The 25314-nt window shown below is 33.9% G+C and carries 17 protein-coding genes and 3 tRNA genes; 9 read left to right on the top strand and 11 right to left on the bottom strand.

What is annotated here, in order from left to right; translation table 11 throughout:
* Positions 1–56 precede the first annotated feature (56 nt).
* Genes FNW17_RS06085 through FNW17_RS16280 form a run of 5 tightly spaced genes read right to left on the bottom strand, consistent with a single transcriptional unit; the run spans position 57 to position 3659 of the window.
* Positions 57–1409, bottom strand: coding sequence for a dihydroorotase (locus FNW17_RS06085; protein ID WP_144071138.1), 1353 nt, complete (start codon positions 1407–1409; stop codon positions 57–59).
* Positions 1410–2366, bottom strand: a complete 957-nt coding sequence (locus FNW17_RS06090) for an L-threonylcarbamoyladenylate synthase (RefSeq protein ID WP_144071139.1) — start codon at positions 2364–2366, stop codon at positions 1410–1412.
* Positions 2367–2372: 6 nt separating this feature from the next.
* On the bottom strand, positions 2373–3209 hold the full coding sequence (locus tag FNW17_RS06095) for a DUF6671 family protein (protein ID WP_143389834.1): 837 nt from the start codon (positions 3207–3209) through the stop codon (positions 2373–2375).
* A complete protein-coding gene (locus FNW17_RS06100) occupies positions 3209–3490 on the bottom strand; it encodes a hypothetical protein (protein WP_143389833.1) in 282 nt (93 codons plus the stop codon). Before FNW17_RS06100 ends, FNW17_RS06095 begins: the two co-directional genes overlap by 1 nt.
* A 1-nt stretch (position 3491) precedes the next feature.
* A complete protein-coding gene (locus tag FNW17_RS16280; protein WP_185964778.1) occupies positions 3492–3659 on the bottom strand; it encodes a hypothetical protein in 168 nt (55 codons plus the stop codon).
* A 163-nt stretch (positions 3660–3822) separates the two neighbouring features.
* On the opposite strand from FNW17_RS16280, the gene FNW17_RS06105 reads away from it, so the two are divergent.
* Positions 3823–4746 (top strand): LysR family transcriptional regulator, encoded by a 924-nt coding sequence (locus FNW17_RS06105; protein ID WP_143389832.1) that lies wholly within the window; start codon positions 3823–3825, stop codon positions 4744–4746.
* On the opposite strand, the gene FNW17_RS06110 is transcribed toward FNW17_RS06105, so the two are convergent.
* Positions 4724–4903: a hypothetical protein gene (locus FNW17_RS06110; RefSeq protein WP_143389831.1), complete on the bottom strand. Its 180-nt coding sequence runs from the start codon at positions 4901–4903 to the stop codon at positions 4724–4726. The genes FNW17_RS06105 and FNW17_RS06110 overlap by 23 nt on opposite strands.
* A 212-nt stretch (positions 4904–5115) precedes the next feature.
* On the opposite strand from FNW17_RS06110, the gene FNW17_RS06115 reads away from it, so the two are divergent.
* Positions 5116–7644 carry a heavy metal translocating P-type ATPase gene (locus tag FNW17_RS06115; RefSeq protein ID WP_144071140.1) on the top strand — a complete coding sequence of 843 codons (2529 nt, stop codon included), beginning with the start codon at positions 5116–5118 and terminating at the stop codon, positions 7642–7644.
* A 104-nt stretch (positions 7645–7748) separates the two neighbouring features.
* Here FNW17_RS06115 and FNW17_RS06120 read toward each other — a convergent pair whose 3' ends face one another.
* From FNW17_RS06120 to FNW17_RS06130, 3 genes are all read right to left on the bottom strand, one after another.
* Entirely contained in the window at positions 7749–8258 is a 510-nt protein-coding gene (locus FNW17_RS06120; protein WP_143389829.1) for a DUF421 domain-containing protein, read from the bottom strand.
* Between the two features lie 33 nt (positions 8259–8291).
* Positions 8292–9659, bottom strand: coding sequence for a 30S ribosomal protein S6--L-glutamate ligase (gene rimK / locus FNW17_RS06125; protein WP_143389828.1), 1368 nt, complete (start codon positions 9657–9659; stop codon positions 8292–8294).
* Between the two features lie 452 nt (positions 9660–10111).
* Positions 10112–12658: an ATP-dependent Clp protease ATP-binding subunit gene (locus FNW17_RS06130; RefSeq protein WP_143389827.1), complete on the bottom strand. Its 2547-nt coding sequence runs from the start codon at positions 12656–12658 to the stop codon at positions 10112–10114.
* Between the two features lie 259 nt (positions 12659–12917).
* Here FNW17_RS06130 and gyrA point away from each other — a divergent pair, with 259 nt between their 5' ends.
* Both gyrA and FNW17_RS06140 read left to right on the top strand, forming a co-directional pair.
* A complete protein-coding gene (gyrA, locus tag FNW17_RS06135; protein WP_144071141.1) occupies positions 12918–15569 on the top strand; it encodes a DNA gyrase subunit A in 2652 nt (883 codons plus the stop codon).
* 97 nt (positions 15570–15666) lie between these two features.
* Positions 15667–16953, top strand: coding sequence for a tetratricopeptide repeat protein (locus FNW17_RS06140; protein WP_144071142.1), 1287 nt, complete (start codon positions 15667–15669; stop codon positions 16951–16953).
* A 57-nt stretch (positions 16954–17010) separates the two neighbouring features.
* Here the strand turns inward: FNW17_RS06140 and FNW17_RS06145 are convergent, their stop codons facing one another.
* Positions 17011–17772: a C40 family peptidase gene (locus FNW17_RS06145; protein ID WP_144071143.1), complete on the bottom strand. Its 762-nt coding sequence runs from the start codon at positions 17770–17772 to the stop codon at positions 17011–17013.
* 93 nt (positions 17773–17865) lie between these two features.
* Positions 17866–19044 carry an acetyl-CoA C-acyltransferase gene (locus tag FNW17_RS06150; RefSeq protein WP_144071144.1) on the bottom strand — a complete coding sequence of 393 codons (1179 nt, stop codon included), beginning with the start codon at positions 19042–19044 and terminating at the stop codon, positions 17866–17868.
* A gap of 294 nt (positions 19045–19338) precedes the next feature.
* Between FNW17_RS06150 and FNW17_RS06155 the strand changes: the two genes are divergently transcribed.
* The 5 genes from FNW17_RS06155 (at position 19339) to FNW17_RS06175 (ending at position 25231) form a co-directional block, all read left to right on the top strand.
* A tRNA-Ser gene (locus tag FNW17_RS06155) sits at positions 19339–19425 on the top strand.
* A gap of 14 nt (positions 19426–19439) precedes the next feature.
* Positions 19440–19514 (top strand) — tRNA-Pro (locus FNW17_RS06160).
* Positions 19515–19558: 44 nt separating this feature from the next.
* Positions 19559–19632 (top strand) — tRNA-Arg (locus FNW17_RS06165).
* Between the two features lie 270 nt (positions 19633–19902).
* The gene (locus tag FNW17_RS06170) at positions 19903–20805 is read left to right on the top strand and encodes a transposase (protein ID WP_144071145.1); all 903 of its coding nucleotides are present in this window, start codon (positions 19903–19905) and stop codon (positions 20803–20805) included.
* Positions 20806–21205: 400 nt separating this feature from the next.
* Positions 21206–25231 carry a two-component regulator propeller domain-containing protein gene (locus FNW17_RS06175; RefSeq protein WP_235893251.1) on the top strand — a complete coding sequence of 1342 codons (4026 nt, stop codon included), beginning with the start codon at positions 21206–21208 and terminating at the stop codon, positions 25229–25231.
* The last annotated feature ends 83 nt before the right edge of the window (positions 25232–25314 follow it).

The raw sequence follows: 25314 nt of genomic DNA on the forward strand, positions 1-25314 counted from the left end.
AACAAGACATTGAGTCTTTTCGGATTCACAAAAAAAATAACTTTCTGACTATTTTTTTATCGAAATTTTGAAAATTTTAATCTTTTACCAAGTTTATTATCATTTATGATTCCATTATCATACACTAAATTTCCATTTACAAATGTTTTTACAATTTTGCTTTTGAAGCATTGATTTTCAAATGGAGACCATTCACACTTGTAAAGAATATTTTTTGGTGTAACTTGCCAAGAATTATTCAAATCTACTAGTACTAAATCAGCAAAATACCCTTCGCGAATGTAGCCACGCTCTTTAATCCTGTATATTTCAGCAACATTATGACTCATTTTTTCAACTATTTTTTCAATACTGATTTTACCTTGATGAACTAATTCAAGCATTGCAGGTAGAGCATGTTGCACCAAAGGTCCACCAGACAAGGATTTGAAATAAGTACCGCTTTTTTCTTCGATAGTATGGGGAGCATGGTCTGTAGCAATAATATCAAGTCTATTATCTAAAAGAGCTGCTAATAATCCGTTTTTGTCTTTCTCTGTTTTAATTGCTGGATTCCATTTTATTTTTGCTCCCAACCTTTCATAATCTTTATCTGAAAACCAAAGGTGATGCACACAGGCTTCAGCTGTAATTCTTTTTTCTCGAATAGCAAGATTATTGTCGAATAGATTGGCTTCTGCAAGTGTAGAAATATGAAATAAATGCAACCGATTATTATGCTTTCTAGCAATTTCCAAAACACGTTTTGTGGCGGTTAGACAAGCTTCTTCGCTTCTTATTTTTGGATGAAATTCAAAAGGTATGTTTTCTCCATATTTTTTGAGATACTGGGTTGTGGTATTTTTAATAATAACATCATCTTCGCTATGCAAGGCAACCAAAGAATCTGTTCGAGAGAAAAGTTTTTCTAAAAATTGGGGATAATTGGCCAAAATGCCCTCGTCATTATTAAAATATAATCCATCATCAGTTATTCCACATACAGTTTCATTATTTGTTTTTAACGCTTCTTCTAAATTGTTTTGATTGATTCCCATAAAAAAGGAATAGTTGGCCACTGATGTTTTTGATGCCATAACATATTTTTCCTCCAACAACTCTTGCGTTAAGGTGTTGGGTATTGTGTTTGGCATTTCCATAAAAGAGGTTATTCCACCTGCTACTGCTGCTCTTGATTCGGAGTAAATGTTTCCTTTATGTGTTAAACCTGGTTCACGAAAGTGTACTTGATCATCAATAACTCCGGGCAATATATATAGTCCTTCGGCATTAATTTCCTTAATCGTACCTACTCCTTCTACATTAATGGAGGTACCAATTTTTTCAATTCGTTCATTTGCAATTAGAATATCTGCGATAACCTTATTGCCTTCATTTACAATCCAAGCATTCCGTATAATTGTTTTCATCTATTCTTTTTTTGTTGCTCTTTCTAATTTGTCATTAATGGTTTTGCCCAAACCTTCGTCTGGCAATCTTTCTGCTATAATTACATCTAGTTTGTTTTGGTCTAAACGATGCATTGCGGCGTATAAATTTTTAGCGGCTTCATTAAAATTTCCAGATTTTGATAGTATTTCTTGATGAATAATGCTTTTATTTTGAACAGTATTCTTAAAAAGCAGCAAGCCTATTTTTTTTCCTTCAAAACATTTTAATAATTCAGAAATATTATTGGTAAGGTAAGTATCAGTCTTTGGAGCATAATGTCGCGAGAGCATACCTGGCGCGTTTGGTGATGTATCACTATTTGTTGTAATGCCTAATTTCCCCACAATATTTTCTATTTCCTCCAAGCAAATTGATCCGTGTCTGTACAATACGGGCTGGTTATTTTCAAATCCAATAATAGTAGATTCTAAACCTTTTTCGCATTCCCCTCCGTCTAAAATAACATTCAGTTCCTCACCAAAATAATTGTAAACGTGTTCCGCATTTGTTGGACTTATGGACCCAAAAGGGTTTGCGCTTGGGGCTGCTAAAGGGAAATCAAGTTGATCTAATAAAGCCAATGCTACTGGATGATTAGGCACTCTTATGGCAACGGTTTCTTTTCCTGCAGTTACTAAATCTGAAATATGGGGTTGTTTTTTTAGGACTAATGTTAATGGACCTGGCCAAAAGGTAGTAGCAAGAATCAACGCACTTTCAGGAATTTCTAAAGCAACATCGCTAATACAAGACGCTGACTTAAGATGAATAATTAAAGGGTTATAAAATGGTCTTTTTTTTAGTTCAAATATCTTTTTTATTGCTGTTTCATTATAAGCATTTCCTGCTAGACCATATACTGTTTCGGTAGGAATTGCTATCAACTCATTTTTCAGAAGTATTTCTTTTGCTTTATTTATATCAGTTGTTATCATTGTTTTTTATGGGTTACAAATATCACAGTACATCGGGTCCTCTGTCTGTTTTCCATTTGGGTATTTTTCTTCTTTTTTATAACTACATTTTTGGCAAGAATAGATGTGGCTTAAAGTGGAGCGAGTAGGAAAATGGCATTGCTGGCAGGGAAGTCCTTCTCGTCTATCAATAATTCCAAATCCCGGTGTTCTGCATTTTGGACATAGTGATTTTATTTTGTCAACTAATTTGAAGGCAGCTTTTTCAATCACCTTCATCCTTGTTGGATTGTACATAGCTCGCATATCTGTTTCTATATAAGCTGTTCCGTAATTGGTAATGAGGTTATGAAAAGTATTTTTTAGATGCTCTTCATTTGTGATTCCTTTAAGAATGTCTCCTAAATCATCTTTTGATTTTCTAAGAATCAAGCCGTGTGAAGGAAAATTTGAATTGGCAGCAAATTCTTGTAGTTCTTTTTCAGTTTTAATTTCTGAACCATTAAAATTGGTTTCTAAACTTAGCTCTCTTGCACTAATTTCTAAATCATTTTTCTTGTCAACGAAGAGTAAAAATTCATCATCCGCACGAGCAAAAAAAATTGAAGGATGTGATCCAAAAGAACCTTCACTAGCAATAGCCAAATCACAATTAGCCAATTCCATTGCCATAAGGCATTTTTTCCGTGCTGTGGTAATAGGATCATCTTTTCTTTCCACTTCCCCTGTAAAAGTTCCTAGTTCATCTGTATCTAATTCAGAAGCAAGAAAACATTTTACACCCAATTCTTTTTCTAAAATTGGCGCAATCACTTTTTCCTTTTCGTGTTTAGTAGCTATGAGTAAATTTCTTCCTTTGAACATTAGTCTTCTAAAAGTGAAATATTTATTTCTGAACTAACCACTAGCTTTTTATTTTGAGCTTTGGCTTCCGATAAAATCTCCTCTAGTTTTTTCATTTCGTTTCTTAGTGCAGGAATTCTTTTTTGTGCAATTTCATCGTCTTTTCCAAACCGCTCTTGAGAACTCCAATTTTGTATATTATGAAAATTGATTTTGGAGGAAAACATACTTGTTAGAATTTCTTTAGCCTCGTCAAAGGAGAAGTCACCTTCAATAAGTGTAAGCTTTTCAGTTTTATTCATTTTATTTTGGATTTTTAGGTAATAAATGTTTTGATGCCAAAGCTCCTATTATTATTACTAAGATGGCGAATAGTTGACTATTAACAACATCTTTAGTTATGAAAGCCATTATTAAAAAGGCAATCATTAATATCAAGCAAAAACTGGTTTTTAATACAATTAAATTCATTCTTTTTCAATTTTAAATTTTGCACTTTTGGTTTTTGAATGGATAGTTTTTCTTAATTCAAAAAGTTGTTGTTACAATTACTTTATGTTTTATGCTGCAAAATTGAGAATTCTAATTCATAAATTTTTATTTATATTTGTAATGTAATCCATAAAAATAATTAATGAACTATACATTGAATCAATTGCAGATATTTTTGAAAATCGTACAAACACAAAGTGTAACTAAGGCTTCGGAAGAATTGCACCTTACTCAGCCAGCGGTTTCTATTCAGTTGCGAAATTTTCAAGACCAATTTGACATTCCTTTAACTGAAGTGGTCGGACGTAAAATTTACATTACAGATTTTGGATTAGAAATTGCGGAGGCGGCTGAAAACATAATCAACCAAGTATACGCCATAAACTATAAAACCTTAGCTTACAAAGGCCAACTAACAGGGCGTTTAAAGATTTCTGTAGTGTCCACTGGAAAGTATGTAATGCCTTATTTTCTAACTAATTTTATGCAACAACATTCTGGAATTGAATTAATGATGGATGTGACTAATAAAAATAAAGTTGTTAAGAGTTTGGAAAATAATGAAGTAGATTTTGCACTTGTTTCTATTTTACCAAATACATTAAATATTGAGAAACTCGATTTACTTCAAAATAAGTTGTACTTGGTAGGAAATACCGAAACAAAATTCAAAAAGGGTACTAACATAAAAGAAATATTTAAAGATTTGCCTTTAATATTTAGAGAAAAAGGGTCAGGGACTAGACAAACAATGGAAAGTTTTATTAAACTTAATAATATATCTGTCTTAAAGAAGATGGAGTTAACCTCTAATGAAGCAGTTAAGCAGTCACTATTGGCCGGTTTGGGATATTCTATTATGCCGTTAATTGGAATTAAAAATGAATTGCATAACAATGAATTGCAAATTATCTCAATCAAAGGTCTTCCAATTATAACAACTTGGAGATTAATATGGTTAAAGGGAAAGAAACATTCTCCAGTTTCTAAATCTTTTTTAGAGTATTTAAATAATGAAAAGGCACAAATCGTTCACGATAAATTCAGTTGGTATGAACAGTATTAGCAGATTGTCTATTTTGAGCTTTATGTTGGGTGCTGTCTCTTGCAATCAAAGTTCCATTAATGAGTTCAAAGTGCGAGGTTAGTTTTACAGTAGCACGAAACAAACAAGCAATTTCGAAAATTGGCAAAGGTTTGTAATCGGAAACGAGCCCTTTCAATATCTAATATTTTGGAGCATTTTTTTCTAAGGTTTTGGAGCAACGCATCCTGTTGCGATAGCCATAAATTTTAAACCATCACAATTTAAAAATGCGAAATCTGTTTTCAGAAAAGCTATAATCAAATTGTAAATTGTACAAATTTTAAAACTAATTGTATAACATCAAAACTACATTTCCTTCCGATATTTGTAGTATTAAATAAAGTCAAAATGAAACATATATATGAAATATCTGGGATGTCGTGCAACGGCTGCCGTACCAAAGTAGAAAAAGCTTTGAATGCTATCGATGGAGTAGAAGCAAGCGTAATTTTAGATCCACCAACGGCTACCATAATTACTGAAAAACATATTCCAATATTCAAATTGCAAAAAGAATTATATGCAGCTGGAAAGTATGTAATAAAAGAAAGTACTTCTAATGCAACTATATCTAAAACAGATGAAGTACTAGTTGCTAAATCCTGTTGCGGTTCAACATCACATAACGATTCTGTTTCCTTGCCTAGTAGCGCTTCCGGAAAATATTATTGTCCGATGTTTTGCGAAGGCGAAAAAGTCTATGATTCGCAAGTGGGTTGCCCAGTTTGCGGAATGGATTTGGTCAAAGCTCCCGATTTAAATGTCACTAAGATTTCTTATACTTGCCCGATGCATCCTGATATTGTACAAGACGGACAAGGTTCTTGCCCAATTTGCGGAATGGATTTGGTTCCAATGAAACCTTTGGATAGTGAGGAAAATAAAACCTACCTTGATTTACTGCGAAAAATGAAAATAGCGTTGGTGTTTACCATTCCTGTTTTCATCATTTCGATGCTAGAAATGCTGCACAATAATCCCTTACATCAAATAATGGAAACTCAAAAATGGAATTGGGTACAATTTATCCTGACACTTCCGGTTGTATTTTATGCGGGATGGATGTTTTTTATTCGTGCTTGGAAATCCATTTTGACTTGGAATCTAAATATGTTTACTCTTATAGGAATAGGAACAGGAATAGCCTTTTTATTTAGTATTACAGGTTTGTTATTTCCAGAATATTTCCCAGAAGAATTCAAAAATCACGGTAGTGTGTCACTTTATTTTGAGGCCACAGCGGTGATTTTGACATTAGTATTATTGGGACAAGTAATGGAAGCCAAAGCACACAGCCAGACTAGTGGAGCCATTAAAGCATTATTACAGCTTGCGCCAACAGAAGCCACAATTGTCATTGATGGAAAGGATAAAATAATAGCTATTCACGATATAAAGAAAGGTGATTTGTTGAGAGTAAAACCAGGAGAAAAAATCCCTGTCGATGGAAAAATTACCGATGGTGAGAGCACTATAGACGAATCGATGATTTCGGGAGAACCTATTCCTGTTGATAAAAGGGTTGATGATGCTGTCATTGCAGGAACCATCAACGGAAACAAATCGTTTGTTATGACTGCCGAAAAAATAGGTTCGGAAACAGTGCTTTCGCAAATTGTACAAATGGTCAATGATGCCAGTCGTTCCAGAGCGCCTATCCAGAAACTCGTCGATAATATTGCTAAATATTTTGTACCCATTGTAGTGATTATTTCGGTAGTAACATTTATTGTTTGGGCAAATTTTGGTCCTGAACCTGCGATGGTTTACGGTTTTATCAATGCGGTTGCCGTTTTGATAATTGCTTGTCCGTGTGCTTTGGGATTAGCCACACCAATGTCCGTAATGGTTGGTGTAGGCAAGGGCGCGCAATCGGGAGTCTTAATCAAAAATGCCGAAGCCTTAGAAAATATGAACAAAGTAAATATCCTGATTACCGATAAAACGGGAACCATTACGGAAGGGAAACCATCCGTTGAAAAAGTGTTTTCTACTAATAATGTGGAAGAAGAATTATTACAATATATCGCTTCCTTGAATCAATACAGCGAACATCCATTGGCGCAAGCCGTGGTGAATTATGCCAAAACAAAAAATATTTCTTTAATTGATGTCAAAGATTTCGAAGCTATTTCCGGTAAAGGTGTAATTGGAACTGTAGAAAATAAGAAAGTGGCTTTGGGAAATAAAAAACTAATGGAGCAAGTAAATTCAAAGATTTCCGATGATTTAGAAGGTAAAATTCTAATCGAACAAAAACTTGGAAAAACAGTTTCCTATATTGCTGTTGATGGAATTGCGGTAGGTTTTGTGGCGATTTCCGATAAAATAAAAGCCACGAGTGCCGATGCCATCAAGGAATTGATGCGTCAAGGAATTGAAGTCATTATGATTACGGGTGACAACGAAAATACGGCAAAAGCAGTCGCCAACGAATTGCATTTGACAGGTTTTATTGCCAATTGTTTGCCCGAAGATAAACTCAATGAAATTAAACGCCTACAAGCCGAAGGGAAAATTGTAGCTATGGCAGGCGACGGAATCAACGATGCTCCAGCATTGGCGCAAGCCGACATTGGAATTGCAATGGGAACAGGAACGGATGTGGCAATTGAAAGTGCCAAAATTACTCTAGTAAAAGGCGATTTGCAAGGCATTGTCAAAGCCAAAAACCTAAGTCACGCCGTGATGCGAAACATCAAACAGAATTTGTTTTTTGCTTTTATTTATAATATTTTGGGGATTTCAGTGGCTTCGGGAATGTTGTATCCTGTTTTTGGATTATTGTTATCACCAATGATTGCAGCGGCTGCAATGAGTTTTAGCTCTGTTTCGGTAATCTTGAATTCGTTGCGATTAAGGAGTTTAAAAATGTAGTTGAATTACTGTAAGTTTTAAATCATTTAAGACATTTAAGGACATGTAAGATAATAATATATAAAACTTAAATGACCTTAGATGTTTTAGATGGTTAAGTTAATTTACCCCATTGTTTTTTTACTTCGTTTGAGTCTTTTGTAATGCGTTTGTCTAATGTTTTTCTCGCCAGAAATAATGCTGATATTGCCATCAATTTCGAGCATTGCCAACTTTACATCTGAGAAATGTTCGACCCCGTGTTCTCTTATTGCTTCTTTTAATTCATCGTTTGTGATGTTTAATTTGCTCAATGTTTTGAAATCCATTTTCCCATCGTGGATTAATATTTCTGGTTTTTCCTGCATAAAATCACTGAATTTGGGAAACTTATACATCAGTTTTTTTAGCGTAAAGTTGATGACAAAAAGTACTGCTGCTGCTGCCAGTCCACCCCAAAGGCTGGTATCGCTTCCTACCATTGCATTTTGAACTGAGTTGCTTATCAATAAAATCAGGATAACATCGGCGGTATTGAGTTGGGATAATTCCTTCTTACCAAAAATTCGCAAAGCGATGAGCATAAAAAGATATACGGATGCACTTCGAATGATAATGTCAAAATATTGATCCATATTTTTTATTTAAAGATATGCTTCAGCCAATTATTATATTTTAAAATTCTTCTCAATAGCCAAAATCATTTCGCCCGCAATGTCTTTATTAGTGGCACTTTCAATTCCTTCGAGTCCCGGAGATGAGTTTACTTCGAGTAATAAAGGGCCTTTTGTAGAGCGAATAATATCCACACCAGCCACTTTCAAATCCATGGCTTTGGCGGCACGAATGGCAATTTTTTTCTCTTCGGATGTGGGTTTTATAACAGATGCGGTTCCACCAAGGTGAATATTAGCCCGGAATTCGCCCGGCAATGCTTCTCTTTGAATGGTTGCTACCACTTTTCCGTCGATTACAAACAAACGAAGGTCTTTTCCGTTGGCTTCCTTGATAAATTCTTGAACTAATATATTTGCATTCAAACTTTTGAAGGCGTTGATGACACTTTCGGCAGCTTTTTTGGTTTCGGCCAAAACAACTCCTTTTCCTTGAGTTCCTTCGAGTAATTTTACGATCAATGGTGGGCCGCCAACCATTGTTATCAAATCGTTGGTATCCAAAGGCGAATTGGCAAAACCCGTTGTTGGAATATCAATGCCGCTTTGCAGTAGCAATTGCAAAGAAAATAATTTATCGCGAGATTGGGTAATTGCAGTCGATGAATTCAAGCAAAATACATTTAAAGCTTCGAATTGTCTTGTCAAAGCGCAACCATAAAAAGTGATACTCGGTCGAATTCTTGGAATAATGGCATCAAATTGATTTAGGATTATTCCACCACGATAATGAATTTCGGGAGTTTTGGCATCTAGTTTCATATAGCATTCCTTGATGTTCAAAAAGTGCATTTTGTGGCCACGCATTTCTCCCGCTTCCATAATTCGCTTGTTGCTGTACAATTCGGGGTTGCTTGCCAGTAATCCGATGCGTAAACCGGAACTCGTTTTTACGGCATTTTTATAGACTTCATTTAAATTATCACTAGATGTTTGTCCCAAAAGATATTGTTGTTCGGGATCGACTAAAACCCTTCCGCTCATCGCTTCACGACCCAATAACATTCGGAAACCCATTGAATCTCGATTGGTCAAAGTCATTTCGATTATCCAAATAGAATTTCCAATCTCTAATGAAGTTTGAATGACATAGCGTTGTTCTCTAAAACCACTCGAGCTTTTTACGACTCTTTTATCGACCAGAGGAGCTTCACAATGAATTATGGTTTTGACATTATTTTGTATTGGATTGATGTCAAATTTGACCCAATTCTGTCCATCTTTAATAAATGGAGCAATATTTTTGGCATGTAAAGCCGAGGTTTTAGCACCAGAATCGACTCTAGCTTTTATGGAAGGAATTCCTAATTCAGGAAGTGTACACCATTCTTCGCTGCCTAAAATTATTTTGCTTTGTAACATAAATGTGGTTTGTATGGAAACTAAATCAGATGTAAATATATATCGAATAGAGAACTTTGAATGTTAAATTACGGTTAAATCAATGAGAGGCGAATTACAATGATTTTAAATGATTGGTTCTTTGGGTATAACGTATGTCAAGTCGAGCGCAATATCATTAAGTTAAGGATTCACAGTCCTTGGAAAGGTCAAATGTTTATAGAAATAATATTCGATTTACACAACGCCCCCAACAGGATCGTATGATTATCTATATAATGCAACCCCGATGGGGTTGATGTTGTTTCGTATTTTGATTTCTATTAACATTGAAATCCGCTGAATTTCCATAAACTTAACAACTCTCGGCTTGGCATTAAAAGCATTAAAAAAAAAGCCACGAATTCACTAATTTCACAGATATATTTTGAAATTATTGAATTCTTGGCTAATAAATGTCTAATAAATTCAGGCTAATTCGTAGGTTCTTCGGCTTTTTGAATTTTAACAGATAATTCTTGCGAAGTTTCATCTTCTAAATCCATAAAAATTTCATCGCCAACACTCACTTTAGAAGTAATAATTTCTTCGGCAAGAGCATCTTCTACATATTTTTGAATCGCTCTTTTGAGTGGTCTTGCGCCAAATTGTCTATCAAAACCTTTGTCGGCAATAAATGCTTTGGCTCTATCAGAAAGAACTAATTGGTAGCCTAAATCTTTGATGCGTTCGTATAGTTTTTTCAATTCAATTTCGATAATCAAATTGATGTCTTCTTTTTCTAATGCATTAAATACAATCACATCATCAATTCTATTCAAGAATTCTGGAGCAAATGTTTTCTTCAAAGCATTTTCTATGATACTTTTCGAATTGTCATCGGCTTGCGCTACTTTGGCAGCTGTTCCAAAACCAACTCCTTGACCAAAATCCTTCAATTGTCGTGCTCCAACATTCGAAGTCATAATGATAATCGTGTTTTTGAAATCGATTTTTCGTCCCAAACTATCGGTTAAATAACCATCGTCTAAAACTTGCAACATCATATTAAAAACATCGGGATGTGCTTTTTCTATTTCGTCTAAAAGCACTACACAATACGGTTTACGACGTACTTTCTCTGTTAATTGTCCCCCTTCTTCATAGCCAACATATCCTGGAGGTGCTCCAATTAATCTAGAGATGGCGAATTTTTCCATATATTCACTCATATCAATTCGGATCAAAGCCTCTTCGGAATCGAATAATTCTCTGGCCAAAACTTTGGCCAATTGAGTTTTTCCAACTCCCGTTTGTCCTAAGAAAATGAAGGAACCAATTGGTCGATTTGGATCTTTCAATCCGGCACGATTTCTTTGGATGGCACGCGAAATTTTCAAAACGGCTTCTTTTTGTCCAATGACTTTATTCTCGATAAGTTGTGGCAAAATGGCCAGTTTATTGCTTTCGGTTTGGGCAATACGATTTACAGGAATTCCCGTCATCATTGATACTACATCAGCAACATTGTCTTCGGTAACTTCGATTCTATTGTTTTTAGAATCTTCTTCCCATTGTTCTTGGGCAATAGCTAAATCTTTTTCGAAACGTTTTTCATCGTCCCGAAGTTTTGCTGCTTCCTCGTATTTTTGTTTTTTGACAACCGCATTTTTCAGTTCGCGAACATCTTCTAATTGTTTTTCTAATTCCAAAATTTGTGCTGGAACTTCAATATTGGTGATGTGAACTCTTGAACCTGCTTCGTCTAAAGCATCGATAGCTTTGTCAGGCAAGAAACGCTCAGACATATATCTATTAGTCAATTTAACGCAAGCTTCGATAGCCTCTGGGCTATACGTTACATTGTGGTGATCTTCATATTTGTCTTTGATGTTGTTCAGAATCGTAATGGTTTCTTCAACCGAAGTTGGTTCAATAATTACTTTCTGGAAACGTCTTTCCAATGCGCCATCTTTTTCAATATATTGACGGTATTCGTCTAAAGTTGTGGCACCAATACATTGAATATCTCCTCTGGCTAAAGCGGGTTTGAACATATTTGAAGCATCAAGCGAACCTGTTGCTCCACCAGCGCCAACAATAGTGTGAATTTCGTCAATGAAAAGAATGATATCATCATTTTTTTCTAATTCGTTCATCACGGCTTTCATACGTTCTTCGAATTGTCCACGGTATTTTGTTCCAGCAACAAGACTGGCTAAATCAAGTGTTACCACTCGTTTATTGAATAATATTCTGGATACTTTCTTTTGAATAATTCGCAAAGCCAAGCCTTCGGCAATGGCAGATTTCCCTACGCCTGGTTCTCCAATAAGCAGTGGATTATTCTTTTTACGACGGCTTAAAATTTGAGAAACCCGTTCAATTTCTTTTTCACGTCCTACCACAGGGTCTAATTTTCCTTCTTCGGCCATTTCTGTTAAATCTCTCCCAAAATTATCCAAAACAGGAGTCTTCGATTTTTTGTTGGATTTATTGGCTGGATTATTAAAATTTCCTTCTTTCAGACTGTCATCTTGTCCTGAATCTTCATTGTAGGCATCATTTTTTGGCAAGTTTTCGATAAAATTTTCTTCGGATGGTGTCATATTTAAATATTGTTCTTTGGCTACATCATAATCAATATTGAGTTTATTTAGTAGCTTGGTTGTGGGATCGTTTTCATTTCTTAAGATGCACAATAATAAATGTGCTGTACTAATTGATGTGCTATGAAATACTTTTGCTTCTAGAAAAGTGGTTTTCAATGCGCGCTCTGCTTGCCTAGTCAGGTGTAGATTCTTCTTTTCGTTGTTGGTATCCATAGAAGGACTTGCCGGACTCAGAATCTCTACTTTTCTACGCAAAAGGTTTAAATCTATTGATAAATTATTCAATATATTAATAGCTTTGCCGTTTCCGTCTCTCAAAATTCCGAGCATAAGATGTTCGGTACCAATGAAATCGTGACCCAGTCGCAAGGCTTCTTCTTTGCTATAAGTAATAACATCTTTTACTCTTGGTGAAAAATTATCATCCATATTATCTTGTATTGCTGATGTAAATTTAGTGAATTACTGTTTGAAAAACAAAAATCATTCCTCTTATGAAGTTATGTCAGCTAATTGACAAAAAAAAGAACAAAAAAACGTTAAAAGTTCTATAATTTATTAACTAAAAAATCAGTTCATTTTGTTAATAAATCATTGAAATAAGTACGGAAATGTTTGCATAAAAACATCGGAATAGCGTATATTAGCACGTTTTGAAACTAAAATAAATTTATTAAATATTACAACTATGTCTGAAGGAGAAAAGTTAATTCCCATTAACATTGAAGATGAAATGAAATCAGCTTACATCGATTATTCGATGTCGGTAATTGTGTCAAGAGCACTTCCTGATGTTAGAGATGGCTTGAAACCAGTACATCGAAGAGTACTTTACGGAATGTATGATTTAGGAGTAACTTCAAAATCTGCCCATAAAAAATCGGCAAGAATAGTCGGAGAAGTTTTAGGAAAGTATCACCCTCACGGAGATACTTCTGTTTATGATGCTATGGTTCGTATGGCTCAAGAATGGAGTTTGCGCTATTTATTAGTCGATGGTCAAGGTAACTTTGGTTCTGTTGATGGCGATAGTCCAGCAGCAATGCGTTATACTGAAGCTAGAATGCGTAAAATTTCGGAAGAAATTATGGCAGACATCGAAAAAGAAACTGTTGACTTTCAGTTGAATTTTGACGACACCTTGTATGAGCCAAAAGTAATGCCTACAAGAGTTCCTACTTTATTGATTAATGGTGCGACAGGTATTGCAGTTGGTATGGCTACTAATATGCCACCACACAATCTTACCGAAGTTATCAACGGAACATTGGCTTATATTGATAATAACGAAATTGAAATAGATGAATTGATGAATCATATTAAAGCGCCAGATTTTCCAACTGGAGGTACAATATATGGTTACGAAGGAGTTCGTGAAGCATTTAAAACAGGTAGAGGACGAATTGTAATGCGTGCCAAAGTTGGTTTTGAAGAAGTAGATGGAAGAGAATGTATCATTGTTACTGAAATTCCATACCAAGTCAATAAAGCGGATATGATTAAGCGTACAGCTGATTTGGTAAATGATAAAAAAATCGAAGGAATTGCAAATATTCGTGATGAATCGGATAGGAACGGAATGCGTATCGTTTATATTTTGAAACGTGATGCAACGCCAAATGTAGTTTTAAATACACTTTATAAATTTACACAATTACAATCTTCATTTAGTGTAAACAATATTGCATTGGTAAAAGGACGTCCGCAAATGTTGAATCTAAAAGATATGATTCATTATTTTGTAGAACACCGTCACGATGTAGTTACAAGAAGAACTCAATTCGAATTAAGAAAAGCTGAAGAAAGAGCCCATATTTTAGAAGGTTTAATAATTGCTTCTGATAATATTGATGAAGTTATTGCATTAATTAAAGCATCTAAAAATACCGAAGAAGCAAGAGAAAAATTAATAGAAAGATTTAAACTATCTGATATTCAATCTCGTGCCATTGTTGAAATGCGTTTGCGTCAATTGACTGGGCTAGAGCAAGACAAATTAAGAGCTGAATTTGAAGAAATAATGAAGTTGATAGAGCATTTAAGAGCTTTACTAGCAGATGTTAATCTGAGAATTGCTTTGATAAAAGAAGAACTTGTTGAAATCCGCGATAAATATGGTGATGCTCGTCGTTCTTTAATTGAATATTCTGGTGGAGATGTAAGTATTGAAGATTTAATTGCCGATGAGAATGTAGTAATTACTATTTCGCACGCAGGTTACATCAAACGTACAAACCTTACCGAATATAAAACACAAAATAGAGGAGGAGTTGGACAAAAAAGTGCGGGAACAAGAGATCAAGATTTCTTGGAGCATATGTATGTTGCTACCAATCACCAATATATGATGTTCTTTACTCAGAAAGGAAAATGTTTCTGGATGCGCGTTTATGAAATTCCAGAAGGAAGCAAAACGGCTAAAGGAAGAGCATTGCAAAATCTTATTAATATAGAAAGTGATGATAAAGTCAAAGCTTTTATTTGCACACAAGATTTAAAAAACCAAGACTATATTAATAGTCATAATTTGGTTATGGTGACTAAAAAAGGTCAGGTTAAGAAAACATCTTTAGCGAAATATTCTAAACCGAGAGTAAATGGAGTTGCTGCAATTACAATTAAAGAAGGTGATGAGTTATTGGAAGCAAAATTAACCAACGGAGAAAGCCAGATTATTTTGGCTGTGAAATCAGGAAAACTGGTTCGTTTTGAAGAAACTAAAACCCGTCCAATGGGAAGAACCGCTTCTGGAGTTCGTGGAATTACTCTAAAAGATGATACCGACGAAGTAATTGGAATGGTTACTGTCGATAAAGATAATATCCTTGATTCTCAGATTTTGGTTGTAACTGAAAATGGATACGGAAAGCGTACCAAATTAGTTGATGAAGATGGTGAAGATGTATATAGAATTACAAATCGTGGTGGAAAAGGTGTCAAAACTTTGAATATCACCGAGAAAACAGGAAAACTAATTTCAATAAGTGCAGTAACTGATGCCGATGATTTGATGATAATTAACAAATCTGGATTGACGATTAGGATGGCTATTGAAGATTTAAGAGTGATGGGACGTGCTACTCAGGGTGTTAAATTGATCAATTTGAAAGGAAACGACTCTATTGCTGCAGTTACTAAAGTAATGAAAGATGATGATGAGGAAGTAGTGGTCGATGAAGAAGGAAATGTCATAGAAACAGAAGTAATCGAAAGAGTGAAACCAGTTCTTGAAGTTCTTGAAGACGATGCCGTAGAAGACGATGATGATTCTGATGAAGACGATTTAGAAGAGGATGAAGATTCAGATGAAGTTGGTGACGACGAAGATTCTGATGAATAATTAAATATTAATCTATAACATTTATTATTTATGATTTTTATCATAAATAATAAATGTTATTCTAGTTATTTTTGCACATAAATTAAAAACAAAAATTATGAAAATTAAATATGTAATACTAGTGTCAGCATTATTGATTTCAGTATTTGCTTTTGCTCAAAAAGATCAAATTAAAGCAGCTGAAAAAGCTTTAAAAAGTGGAAATCCACAAGAAGCAGTAACAATTTTAAATGGGGCTCAGTCATTGATACCAAATGCAGCTGATGCTGAAAAAGCTCACTTTTATTTTGTAAATGGGAATGCTTATTTGGAACTAGCCAATAAAAAAGTAGAAGAAGGCAAAAATTTAACATTGGCTGCAAAGTCATTTCAAGAATTATTAGCTGTAGAAAAAGTATCTGGGAAGGATAAATATTCAGCTCAAGGCACTACTTCGATAATTGATATTAAATTTAAATTATTGAATAGTGCAATTGCTGATACAAAATCGGATAAAGATTTAGAGGGTGCTCAAAAATTATACGATGCTTATTTATTAGATAAAAAAGATACCATCAACTTATATTATGCAGCATCAACTTATGTAAATGCTAAAGATTATGCTACAGCTCTTAAGTTGTATGAAGAATTGAAAACATTAAATTATTCAGGAAAAGGAACGAGTTATTTGGCTACTAATAAATTGACTAGTCAAGAAGATCAGTATGTTACAGTAAAAGAAAGAGATTTGGCTGTAAAATTGGGTACTCACGAAAAACCAAAAACGGAAGCGATTCCTTCAAAAAGAGGTGAGATCTACAAAAATATTGCTTTGATTTTAGTTCAAGACGGTAAAATTGAAGAGGCTAAAAAAGCAATTTCTGATGCTAGAAAAGCGAATCCAGAGGACAACTCATTACTTTTAACAGAGGCCAATTTGTATTTAGATACTAAAGATTTTGAAACTTACAAAAAATTAGTTGCTGAAGCTTTAGAAAAAAATCCAAACGATGCCGATTTAGTTTTCAATTTAGGTGTACTAAGTGCCAACGCAAAAAATCGTGTTGATGCTGAGAAGTATTATAAAAGAGTAATTGAAATTAATCCTAAGTATGCAAATGCTTACATAAATTTGGCTGCTTTGAAACTAGAAGACGAGAAGGTTATCATTGATGAAATGAATAAATTGGGAACTTCTGCTAAGGATATGAAACGTTATGAAGTGTTGAAAACTCAAAGACAGGATTTGTTCAAAAGTACTATTCCGTTTCTTCAAAAAGCGTATGAGTTAGATCCAACCAATATTGATGTAGCAAAAACACTGTTAAATGTTTACAGTGCATTAGAAATGATGCCTGAATCCAAAGAGTTGAAAGCAAAAATTAAAGTACTTGAGCAAAAATAAAAGTGCAGTAGTTTAAATGAAAAACCGTTTCAATGTAAAAGTTGAAACGGTTTTTTTTTATATAATTTTTTTAATGACCCTAAGTTTGTGGGTATGTCTGTTTGTTTCGGCATTATAAATTCCTAGATGATCCAAGCGGTCTATTCTCACTTTTCCGCTCGCGTGAATGATATAGTTGTCCTCCATAATAATTCCTACGTGAATAATATTTCCTTCCTCATTGTCGAAAAAAGCCAAATCTCCAGGCTCACTTTCTTCAATAAAACTCAATGCTTCTCCTTGAAGCGCTTGTTGTGAAGCATCACGTAATAATTTGTAGCCATTAAGCTTGTAAACCATTTGTGTAAAACCCGAGCAGTCAATACCAAAAGGCGTTTTTCCTCCCCAAAGATAAGGTGCGTTGAGGTACATAAAAGCCGTATTTAAGATGCATTTTTTAGATTTTATTCCACTAGTTTTTGTTCCTTCAAAATTATAGTTTGCAGTATTAATATCAGAATGATTCAAAAAAGAAAGTGAAGAACCCAACGGAATTGGAAGTAATAAATTATCTGGTCCTGTTATGTATTCTATTAAATCAGCATTTAATACAATGACATCCTCAGATAATTGATGAAATTCAGATTCGGAAATGATTTGATATTGTTTAGAATCGACCCAACCTTCATAATCATCGAATTGTAATTTAATTTTCGACCATTGTTTGAACTGTTCCAAGATTTCAAAATGTTCGCCAAACAAAACTTGAGAAACAATTTCACTTCTATCGTTAGGCTCAATTCGAAGAGGGATTATGGCTAGATTACAAATTCCGAACATACAGTAAGGTTAAAGGTTATGGGTTAATAGGTTAAAAGTTGTGTGTAAAATTGCGTATAAAGGTAAACTCATAACTTATAACCTGCAACGTTTTTATGCTCTTTCAATAACAATGGCCGAAGCTCCACCGCCGCCATTACAGATTGCAGCCGCTCCAATTTTACCATTATTTTGTTCTAAAACATTTAGTAAAGTTACAATAATTCTTGCACCAGAGCAACCAAGCGGATGACCTAAAGAAACTGCTCCGCCGTTTACATTTACTTTTGTATCATTCAATCCAAGGATTTTTGCATTGGCTAAACCTACCACAGCAAAAGCTTCATTAAATTCAAAATAATCTACATCTTCTATTGATAATCCTGCTTTTTCTAATGCTTTTGGAATTGCTTTAGAAGGACTTGTGGTAAACCATTTTGGTTCCTGAGCCGCATCGGCATAACTTCTTATATAGGCCAAAGGTTTTAAACCCATTAATAATGCTTTTTCTTCACTCATCAATACTATAGCGGCAGCTCCATCATTTATTGTAGACGCATTGGCTGCAGTTACAGTTCCATCTTTTGTAAAAACGGCATTCAAAGAAGGAATTCGGTCTAATTTTACATTCGTAAATTCTTCATCTTTAGAAACTATAATTGGTTCACCTTTTCTTTGAGGAACTGCAACAGGAACTATTTCGTTGTCAAATTTTCCTTCTTCCCAAGCTTTCGCAGAACGCTCATAGGATTGAATTGCGAAGCTATCTTGATCTTCGCGAGTTATTTCATACTCCGCGGCACATAAATCAGCACAAACGCCCATAGCGTTGTTGTCGTAAGCATCGGTGAGTCCGTCTTTCTGCATTCCGTCAACCATAGTTGCTGGGCCAAATTTATATCCGTTTCTCAAATGTACATAATGGGGTATCAAACTCATATTCTCCATTCCGCCAGCAACAACAATTTCGGCATCACCACACAGAATGGCTTGGGCTCCTAGCATCACTGATTTCATTCCTGACGCGCAAACTTTATTAACAGTAGTGCAAACGACAGAGTTGGGTAAACCCGCATAAATCGCAGCTTGTCTAGCAGGCGCTTGACCAACTCCAGCTTGAATGACATTGCCCATAAAAACTTCATCAACTAAATTTGAATCTAATTGTATTTTATCTAATGCGGCTTTTATAGCTACTGCCCCTAATTTTGGAGCAGAAACAGTAGATAATCCTCCCATAAAACTGCCAATAGGAGTTCGGACAGCAGAAACAATAACGACTTTTTTGTTCATAATAGTTGAATTCTATATTTAAGTTGCGAATTTAATCATTTTGTGTAAATACCAAATTACAATTTTGATAATATTATATATTTGGTCATCAAATGTTGAATAATTTATTTTTTTTATTGCATCATACATAAAAATATAATTGAAATCTCTATTTTTATTAGTCTATACATTTGATTGTTAAGTATTTTAAAACAGTATAAAAAAAACATTTAAAAAAAGGGGTTAATTATTTGTGAAATATAGAATAGAAAGTTACATTTGCAACCGCTTAAAAGGAATATAAGTTCTTATATTGGAGAGTTGCCTGAGTGGCCGAAAGGACATGTTTGCTAAACATGCGTATGGGAAACTGTACCAAGGGTTCGAATCCCTTACTCTCCGCTTTTTTTGCACTTCGGGGTGTAGCGTAGCTCGGTTATCGCGCCTGCTTTGGGAGCAGGAGGCCGCAGGTTCGAATCCTGCCACCCCGACTAATTATTGAGTTTTCTTGTAATTAGTAAAATTAATGATTAATGGAGGCATAGCTCAGCTGGATAGAGCACCTGCCTTCTAAGCAGGCGGTCGAAGGTTCGAATCCTTCTGCCTTCACATTATTTTCAAAAACCTCTAAAGAAATTTAGAGGTTTTTTTTATGTCTAAAATTGAGGTTTGTCTTTTGAATCAAGCTGAAACCACATTCGGTTTGAAAAAAGTGCAATTTAATTGTAGGGCTTTATTTTTACTGGGCCATTTAATTAGTAATTTATGCGAATCAAGGGTTGAAAAAAGCATAAAAAGGAAAGAAATATCTTTCAAATAATTAGTTTAATAAGCTGGTAATCAGTATATTTATAGTGTATCTAACGCACATTTAAATATATGATTAATCAGCCTAAAGCCCTAAAATTAATAAAAATCTACTCAATAATCTGCGACAGATTTGAAAAAGATTTAAAATATACTTGCGAACGTTTTAGCAACAACGATAAGCAAGATTTAACAGACCAAGAAATTATGACCATTTATCTATTTGCAGTTCAAGAAGAACAACGCTTTAGCATCAAACAAATTCACAATTATGCTTGTGATTATTTGCGTGATTGGTTTCCAAAACTCGGTTCATATACTGCTTTTTCTAATCGGCTTAACCAATTGTCGGAAGCTTTTAGACGTTTTACATCTTCGTTGTTTGAAGATTTTATACCCTCTGACTGTTTTGCTGATCAAAGTTTACTGGATTCAATGCCAATAATCACTTGTTCAGGAAAGCGTAATGCAAAAGCGGCTAAAGAACTAACCGACAAAGGATATTGTTCTACTAAAAACCTCTATTATTATGGTGTGAAATTACACGCATTGGCTTTTAGACGTTTAAATAAAATCCCTTTTCCTGAGGAAATTCAAATAACTCCTGCTTCAGTAAATGATTTAACTGTTTTCAAAGAAGCTTGGTCTGAGAAAACTAACAGAAATTTCTTTGGAGATAAAATATATAATAAACAAGATTTTTTTTCTGAATTAGAGCAAGAAAAAAACTCAATTATGATGACATCAGTCAAGGGTATCAAAGGGCAGTGTCAAGAAATTAAAAATAGAGACAAAGCTGCAAATGACTTGTTTTCGACAGCAGTATCAAGAGTTAGACAACCTATTGAGTCATTATTTAATTGGCTAATTCAAAAAACAGATATTCAAAGAGCTAGTAAAGTGAGGTCTGCCAAAGGACTGTTGATTCATATCTTTGGCAAAATCGCTTCCGCTTTTATAAACTTAATATTTTAACCCTTGATTCGCATAAGTTAAAATTTCAAGATTACTCAATTTTGCTATATTTGTATTATTGTATTGCAATAAATGAAGAAAATTAAAAATATTACTATCTATATTTTTTTTTATAATCCTTCCTAAAGTTTATTTTTCAAAAGATAAATAACCTCACGATTGTTTTTTTTCATAGTAGAACCATTTTAAAATTAACATAGGAAATACATTTATTAAATTGAGAATTAAAATTTTTATTGTTAGTTTTATTTTTATATTTTTTTTCTCTTGTAATAATAAGGAAAAATTTATAGCATTAAATAATGCAATACCAAAACTGCATAAAGTTGATCCAAAAGCCAGTAGTAATCGTCTTAAATCTAATCTTAACTTTTCCAAGGCATCAGATTTAAAATACTCCTTGGAGCAGTTAGACAATACTAAAGGGCTCTCAAACAGTTCCGTTAATGCAATTTTTCAGGATTCCGAAAATTTACTTTGGATAGGAACTTGGGACGGTCTAAATCGGTACGATGGAAATAGTTTCAAAATTTTCAGACCTGAATTGGACAACGAAAATAGCCTAAGCAATCAGGTAATTCTTAAAATTGATGAAGATCATACCGGAAAAATCTGGATATTAACGATTCACGGTATTAATCAGTATGATAAAAAAACAGATACTTTTCAACGTTATTATTATACCAGAAAAAACAAGCCGCCGTTATCAGAATCAGAATTTAATATGGCGCTTGATGCCTCAAAAAATGTTTTTTGTGCGGTAAAAGATTGGGGGATTGGTTACTTTGACGGCAACGATTTTCAATTATTAAAAATCAAAAATTTTTCAACAAAGGCAGTTGAAAAAATGGAATTCACTTTAACCGGCGAATTGTTAGTTTTATTTGAAAACAATGAACTTTATGCTTTGTCGTTTAAAACCAAAAGTAAAGGCAAAATCAACATCTCAAAAGTGAGATTGATTTCAAATGGAATCAGAACATTTGAGCTAATGCCGAAAGGTAAAATCTGTATTGTCTCTACATCAGGTATCACTAATTTATATTCTTTATTGGACAATAAAAGTCATTTACTCCCTGAAAAAAATATTGGAAACATCATTGGGAATATTCCGGACGGACTTGTGCTTTTGAGTAAATCAGGATATTCTATTGTGGACAATGACGGAAATAGTGTCATCAAACCGTGGCTAAAATACCTGAAAAACCAAAAGATAACTACATTAATTCAAGGAAGTGAAAATGTTATTTGGACCGGAACTGATGGGGATGGGGTTTTTAAAATGTATCCTCTTAAAAAATCTTTTAATCTAATTTCTAAAATACAAGTTCCAGAATTGGACGGAGGTATTGTAAGAGCCTTTTTAGAAGTAGACGAAAATTCTTTTTGGGTTGGAACAAAGGGAAAAGGATTATTTCGTTTTCCTTCCAATTTTTATCTGAATGCTGAAAAAACTTTACATTATGAGAATTTCAATGATAGCAACAGTGCCATTGATAATTCTGTTTTTGCTTTATGCAAAGGGAAAGAAGATTTAATTTTTATTGGTAGCGATGGCAATGGAATTAATGTTTTTGATTTAAAAAAATCAAAATTGATTAGTTGGGCGGAAATTATTGGGAATGAAAAATGTGATTATTTCAAGTCAACCTATGCCATTTATCAGGATAATGAAGGATTTATTTGGTTAGGAACGAATGGTTATGGAATGATTCGATGTAAAATTGAACGTTCAGGCGAACAGCTAAAAGTAACCGAATACAAGAAATACATTGCCGACAATAGAGGAGGGAAATCCCTGAGCAGTAATATTATTTTTTCAATAGTTCCAAAAAACCAAAATCAGCTTTGGATTGGAACCCGATTGGGAGGATTGAATCTCTTTGACAAAAAATCAGGCTTTTTTCACACCTATAAAAACATTAGCAAGGATTCACAGAGTTTATCCAATAATGACATATTGTGTCTGCAAACGGATGCTAATAATAGACTTTGGATTGGAACTAGTTTTGGTTTAAATTTATTGGAAAAAATGAATTCTGACGGAAAAGCAGTATTCAAGAGTTTTACAGTTAAAGAAGGTCTTCCTAATAATACCATTCACGGTATTGTTTGTGATAACAAATCGAATCTTTGGATAAGCACCAATTTTGGCTTGTCAAATTTTATTGTGAATGAATCTAAATTTATCAATTACACCAAAAATGAGGGACTTCAAAACAATGAATTTGCCGATGGAGCTTTCTACCAAAATCAGAAATCCGATTATGTTTTTATGGGAGGAATCAAGGGATTTAATTATTTTTTGCCGCAAAAAATAAAAGAGTCTTCTATAGTTCCTGATATTCTGATTGATAAAATTAGCGGTCAAAATCAGACCACTCCTTATTATCAAGGATTAGTGATACCTCCTGATTCTAATAATCCTCCGTCTATAGTTTTGAAGTACAATCAAAACTTTTTTGACATTGAATTAGCGGCTTTAACTTTTACAAATAGTGAAAAATGTAAATATGCCTATCAATTGACGAATTTTGACAAGAATTGGAATTTTATCAATAATAGAAGAATTATTTCCTTTACAAACGTTCCGCAAGGCAACTATTCTTTATGGATAAAATGGTCCAATAGCGACGGGGTTTGGAGTAAACCGGTTCACGCCATCAACATCAAGATTAAACCCGTTTTTTGGCAATCAACAGTTGCAATTATTATCTATGCCATTTTGGTTGTACTTTTTATAATGTTTGTTTTAAGTTACTATAAAAAACGTCAATCATTAAGTCAAAATATTCTTTTTAGAAAAAGAGAAGAAGCACTACACGAAAACCGGCTTACATTTTTTACCGATATTGCCCATGAGTTTCAAACTCCTTTAACTTTGATTGTGGGGCCCATTCAAAAACTTTCTGAAGCATCAAACCTTGATAAGAGAAATCAGAAGTTCGTTCATATGATTCAAAGAAACTCTTCAAGGTTATTATTTCTAACCCAGCAATTACTCGAATTTAGAAAAGCAGAATATGACTATTTAGAAATTACTGCAAAGAAATTTGATCTTGTCAACCTGATAGAACAAATCGCCGAATTGTTTGATGAATGGGCATTGGATAAAAATATTGATTATAATCTTGACATTCCGTCTGAACTACCGGGATGGTTTGACAAGGATAAAATCGAAAAAATAGTATTTAACCTGATGTCAAATGCTTTTAAATACACTCCAATAAACGGAAGGATTGATCTCAAGTTTTACATTCAGGATGAAGATTCAAATCAATTAAACATAACCATCGTAAATACAGGAAAGGGAATTCCCAAAGAAAAACTGGATTCCTTGTTTGATCGATTTTTCTTGTCAGACTCCAATAGAACCACAGACAACGATTTGTTTAGAACCGGTATTGGATTGGCCTATATAAAAAAATTAGTGACAGTATTACGAGGTGCCATTTTCGTTTCCAGTATTCCCAATGAATCAACAACTTTTACCATTCTATTGCCTTGCAGCAAAGCAGCTTTTAATGAAAAGGAATTGGATGTTGAAGCAAGTCCGATTCTGATTTCACAGCATCTAAAAAATATCCTTGAAGAAATTCCAAGTAAATCTGATGGCATTCCTAATAAAATATCATCCCTTGACTTACTTGAAGATATTCGTAAAACAGTTTTAATTGTTGAAGATGAGAAAGAAATTCATATGTTCCTTAATGAATTACTAGGTGAAACATATAAAATTATTACAGCATACAATGGTATAGAAGCTATGGCTATTCTTGAAAAAGAGAATCCGGATATTATCATTAGTGATGTAATGATGCCACTGATGGATGGAGTGGAGCTTTGCGCCAAAATCAAAGGAAACATCAAAACCTGCCATATTCCTTTTATAATGCTTACAGCAAAAGATTCGGTTTTGCATCGAATTGAAGGAATAGAAAGCGGAGCTAATTCTTATATACCAAAACCTTTTCACCCGGATCACTTATTAATAAGAATACAAAAACTTATTGAAGAAAAAGAACTTATATTTAAGCATTTTTCTCAAGACACTCTGATCGAAAATCTATCTACTTTGCCAATAGATAATGAGGAAAAAGATTTTATTAAAAAAGTAATTGAACTCATACGGATTAATATTGACAACGAAAATCTTCAAAGTTTATTTATTGAAAAAGAATTAGGGATTAGTAATTCGCAATTGTATCGAAAAATCAAACAAATTTTCGGGCTTTCTCCGGGAGATTTAATACGAACTATACGATTAAAATACGCTGCGGAACTTTTGCGTAAAAATGTGTTGACCGTTTCTGAAGTATGCTATCAATCCGGCTTTAATAACCGTTCTTATTTCTACAGGGAATTTAATAAAATGTATACGATCACACCAAAAAACTATCAGCTCAAATATATTTCAAAAAGCTAATTTTTTTTAATCTTCTGTAAATCAGCTACTTTTTACTCAGTGTACACTTTTGATGAAATAGTGTACACACTTTTTTGTACTCT

The organism is Flavobacterium franklandianum (genome assembly GCF_007097365.1).
Classification (GTDB): Bacteria; Bacteroidota; Bacteroidia; order Flavobacteriales; family Flavobacteriaceae; genus Flavobacterium; species Flavobacterium franklandianum.

Excerpts from the sequence above, each read along its gene's own strand:
- FNW17_RS06085 (WP_144071138.1), bottom strand. The coding sequence starts at position 1,409 with ATGAAAACAATTATACGGAATGCTTGGATTGTAAATGAAGGCAATAAG.
- FNW17_RS06090 (WP_144071139.1), bottom strand. The coding sequence starts at position 2,366 with ATGATAACAACTGATATAAATAAAGCAAAAGAAATACTTCTGAAAAAT.
- FNW17_RS06095 (WP_143389834.1), bottom strand. The coding sequence starts at position 3,209 with ATGTTCAAAGGAAGAAATTTACTCATAGCTACTAAACACGAAAAGGAA.
- FNW17_RS06100 (WP_143389833.1), bottom strand. The coding sequence starts at position 3,490 with ATGAATAAAACTGAAAAGCTTACACTTATTGAAGGTGACTTCTCCTTT.
- FNW17_RS16280 (WP_185964778.1), bottom strand. The coding sequence starts at position 3,659 with ATGAATTTAATTGTATTAAAAACCAGTTTTTGCTTGATATTAATGATT.
- FNW17_RS06105 (WP_143389832.1), top strand. The coding sequence starts at position 3,823 with ATGAACTATACATTGAATCAATTGCAGATATTTTTGAAAATCGTACAA.
- FNW17_RS06115 (WP_144071140.1), top strand. The coding sequence starts at position 5,116 with ATGAAACATATATATGAAATATCTGGGATGTCGTGCAACGGCTGCCGT.
- FNW17_RS06120 (WP_143389829.1), bottom strand. The coding sequence starts at position 8,258 with ATGGATCAATATTTTGACATTATCATTCGAAGTGCATCCGTATATCTT.
- rimK (WP_143389828.1), bottom strand. The coding sequence starts at position 9,659 with ATGTTACAAAGCAAAATAATTTTAGGCAGCGAAGAATGGTGTACACTT.
- FNW17_RS06130 (WP_143389827.1), bottom strand. The coding sequence starts at position 12,658 with ATGGATGATAATTTTTCACCAAGAGTAAAAGATGTTATTACTTATAGC.
- gyrA (WP_144071141.1), top strand. The coding sequence starts at position 12,918 with ATGTCTGAAGGAGAAAAGTTAATTCCCATTAACATTGAAGATGAAATG.
- FNW17_RS06140 (WP_144071142.1), top strand. The coding sequence starts at position 15,667 with ATGAAAATTAAATATGTAATACTAGTGTCAGCATTATTGATTTCAGTA.
- FNW17_RS06145 (WP_144071143.1), bottom strand. The coding sequence starts at position 17,772 with ATGTTCGGAATTTGTAATCTAGCCATAATCCCTCTTCGAATTGAGCCT.
- FNW17_RS06150 (WP_144071144.1), bottom strand. The coding sequence starts at position 19,044 with ATGAACAAAAAAGTCGTTATTGTTTCTGCTGTCCGAACTCCTATTGGC.
- FNW17_RS06170 (WP_144071145.1), top strand. The coding sequence starts at position 19,903 with ATGATTAATCAGCCTAAAGCCCTAAAATTAATAAAAATCTACTCAATA.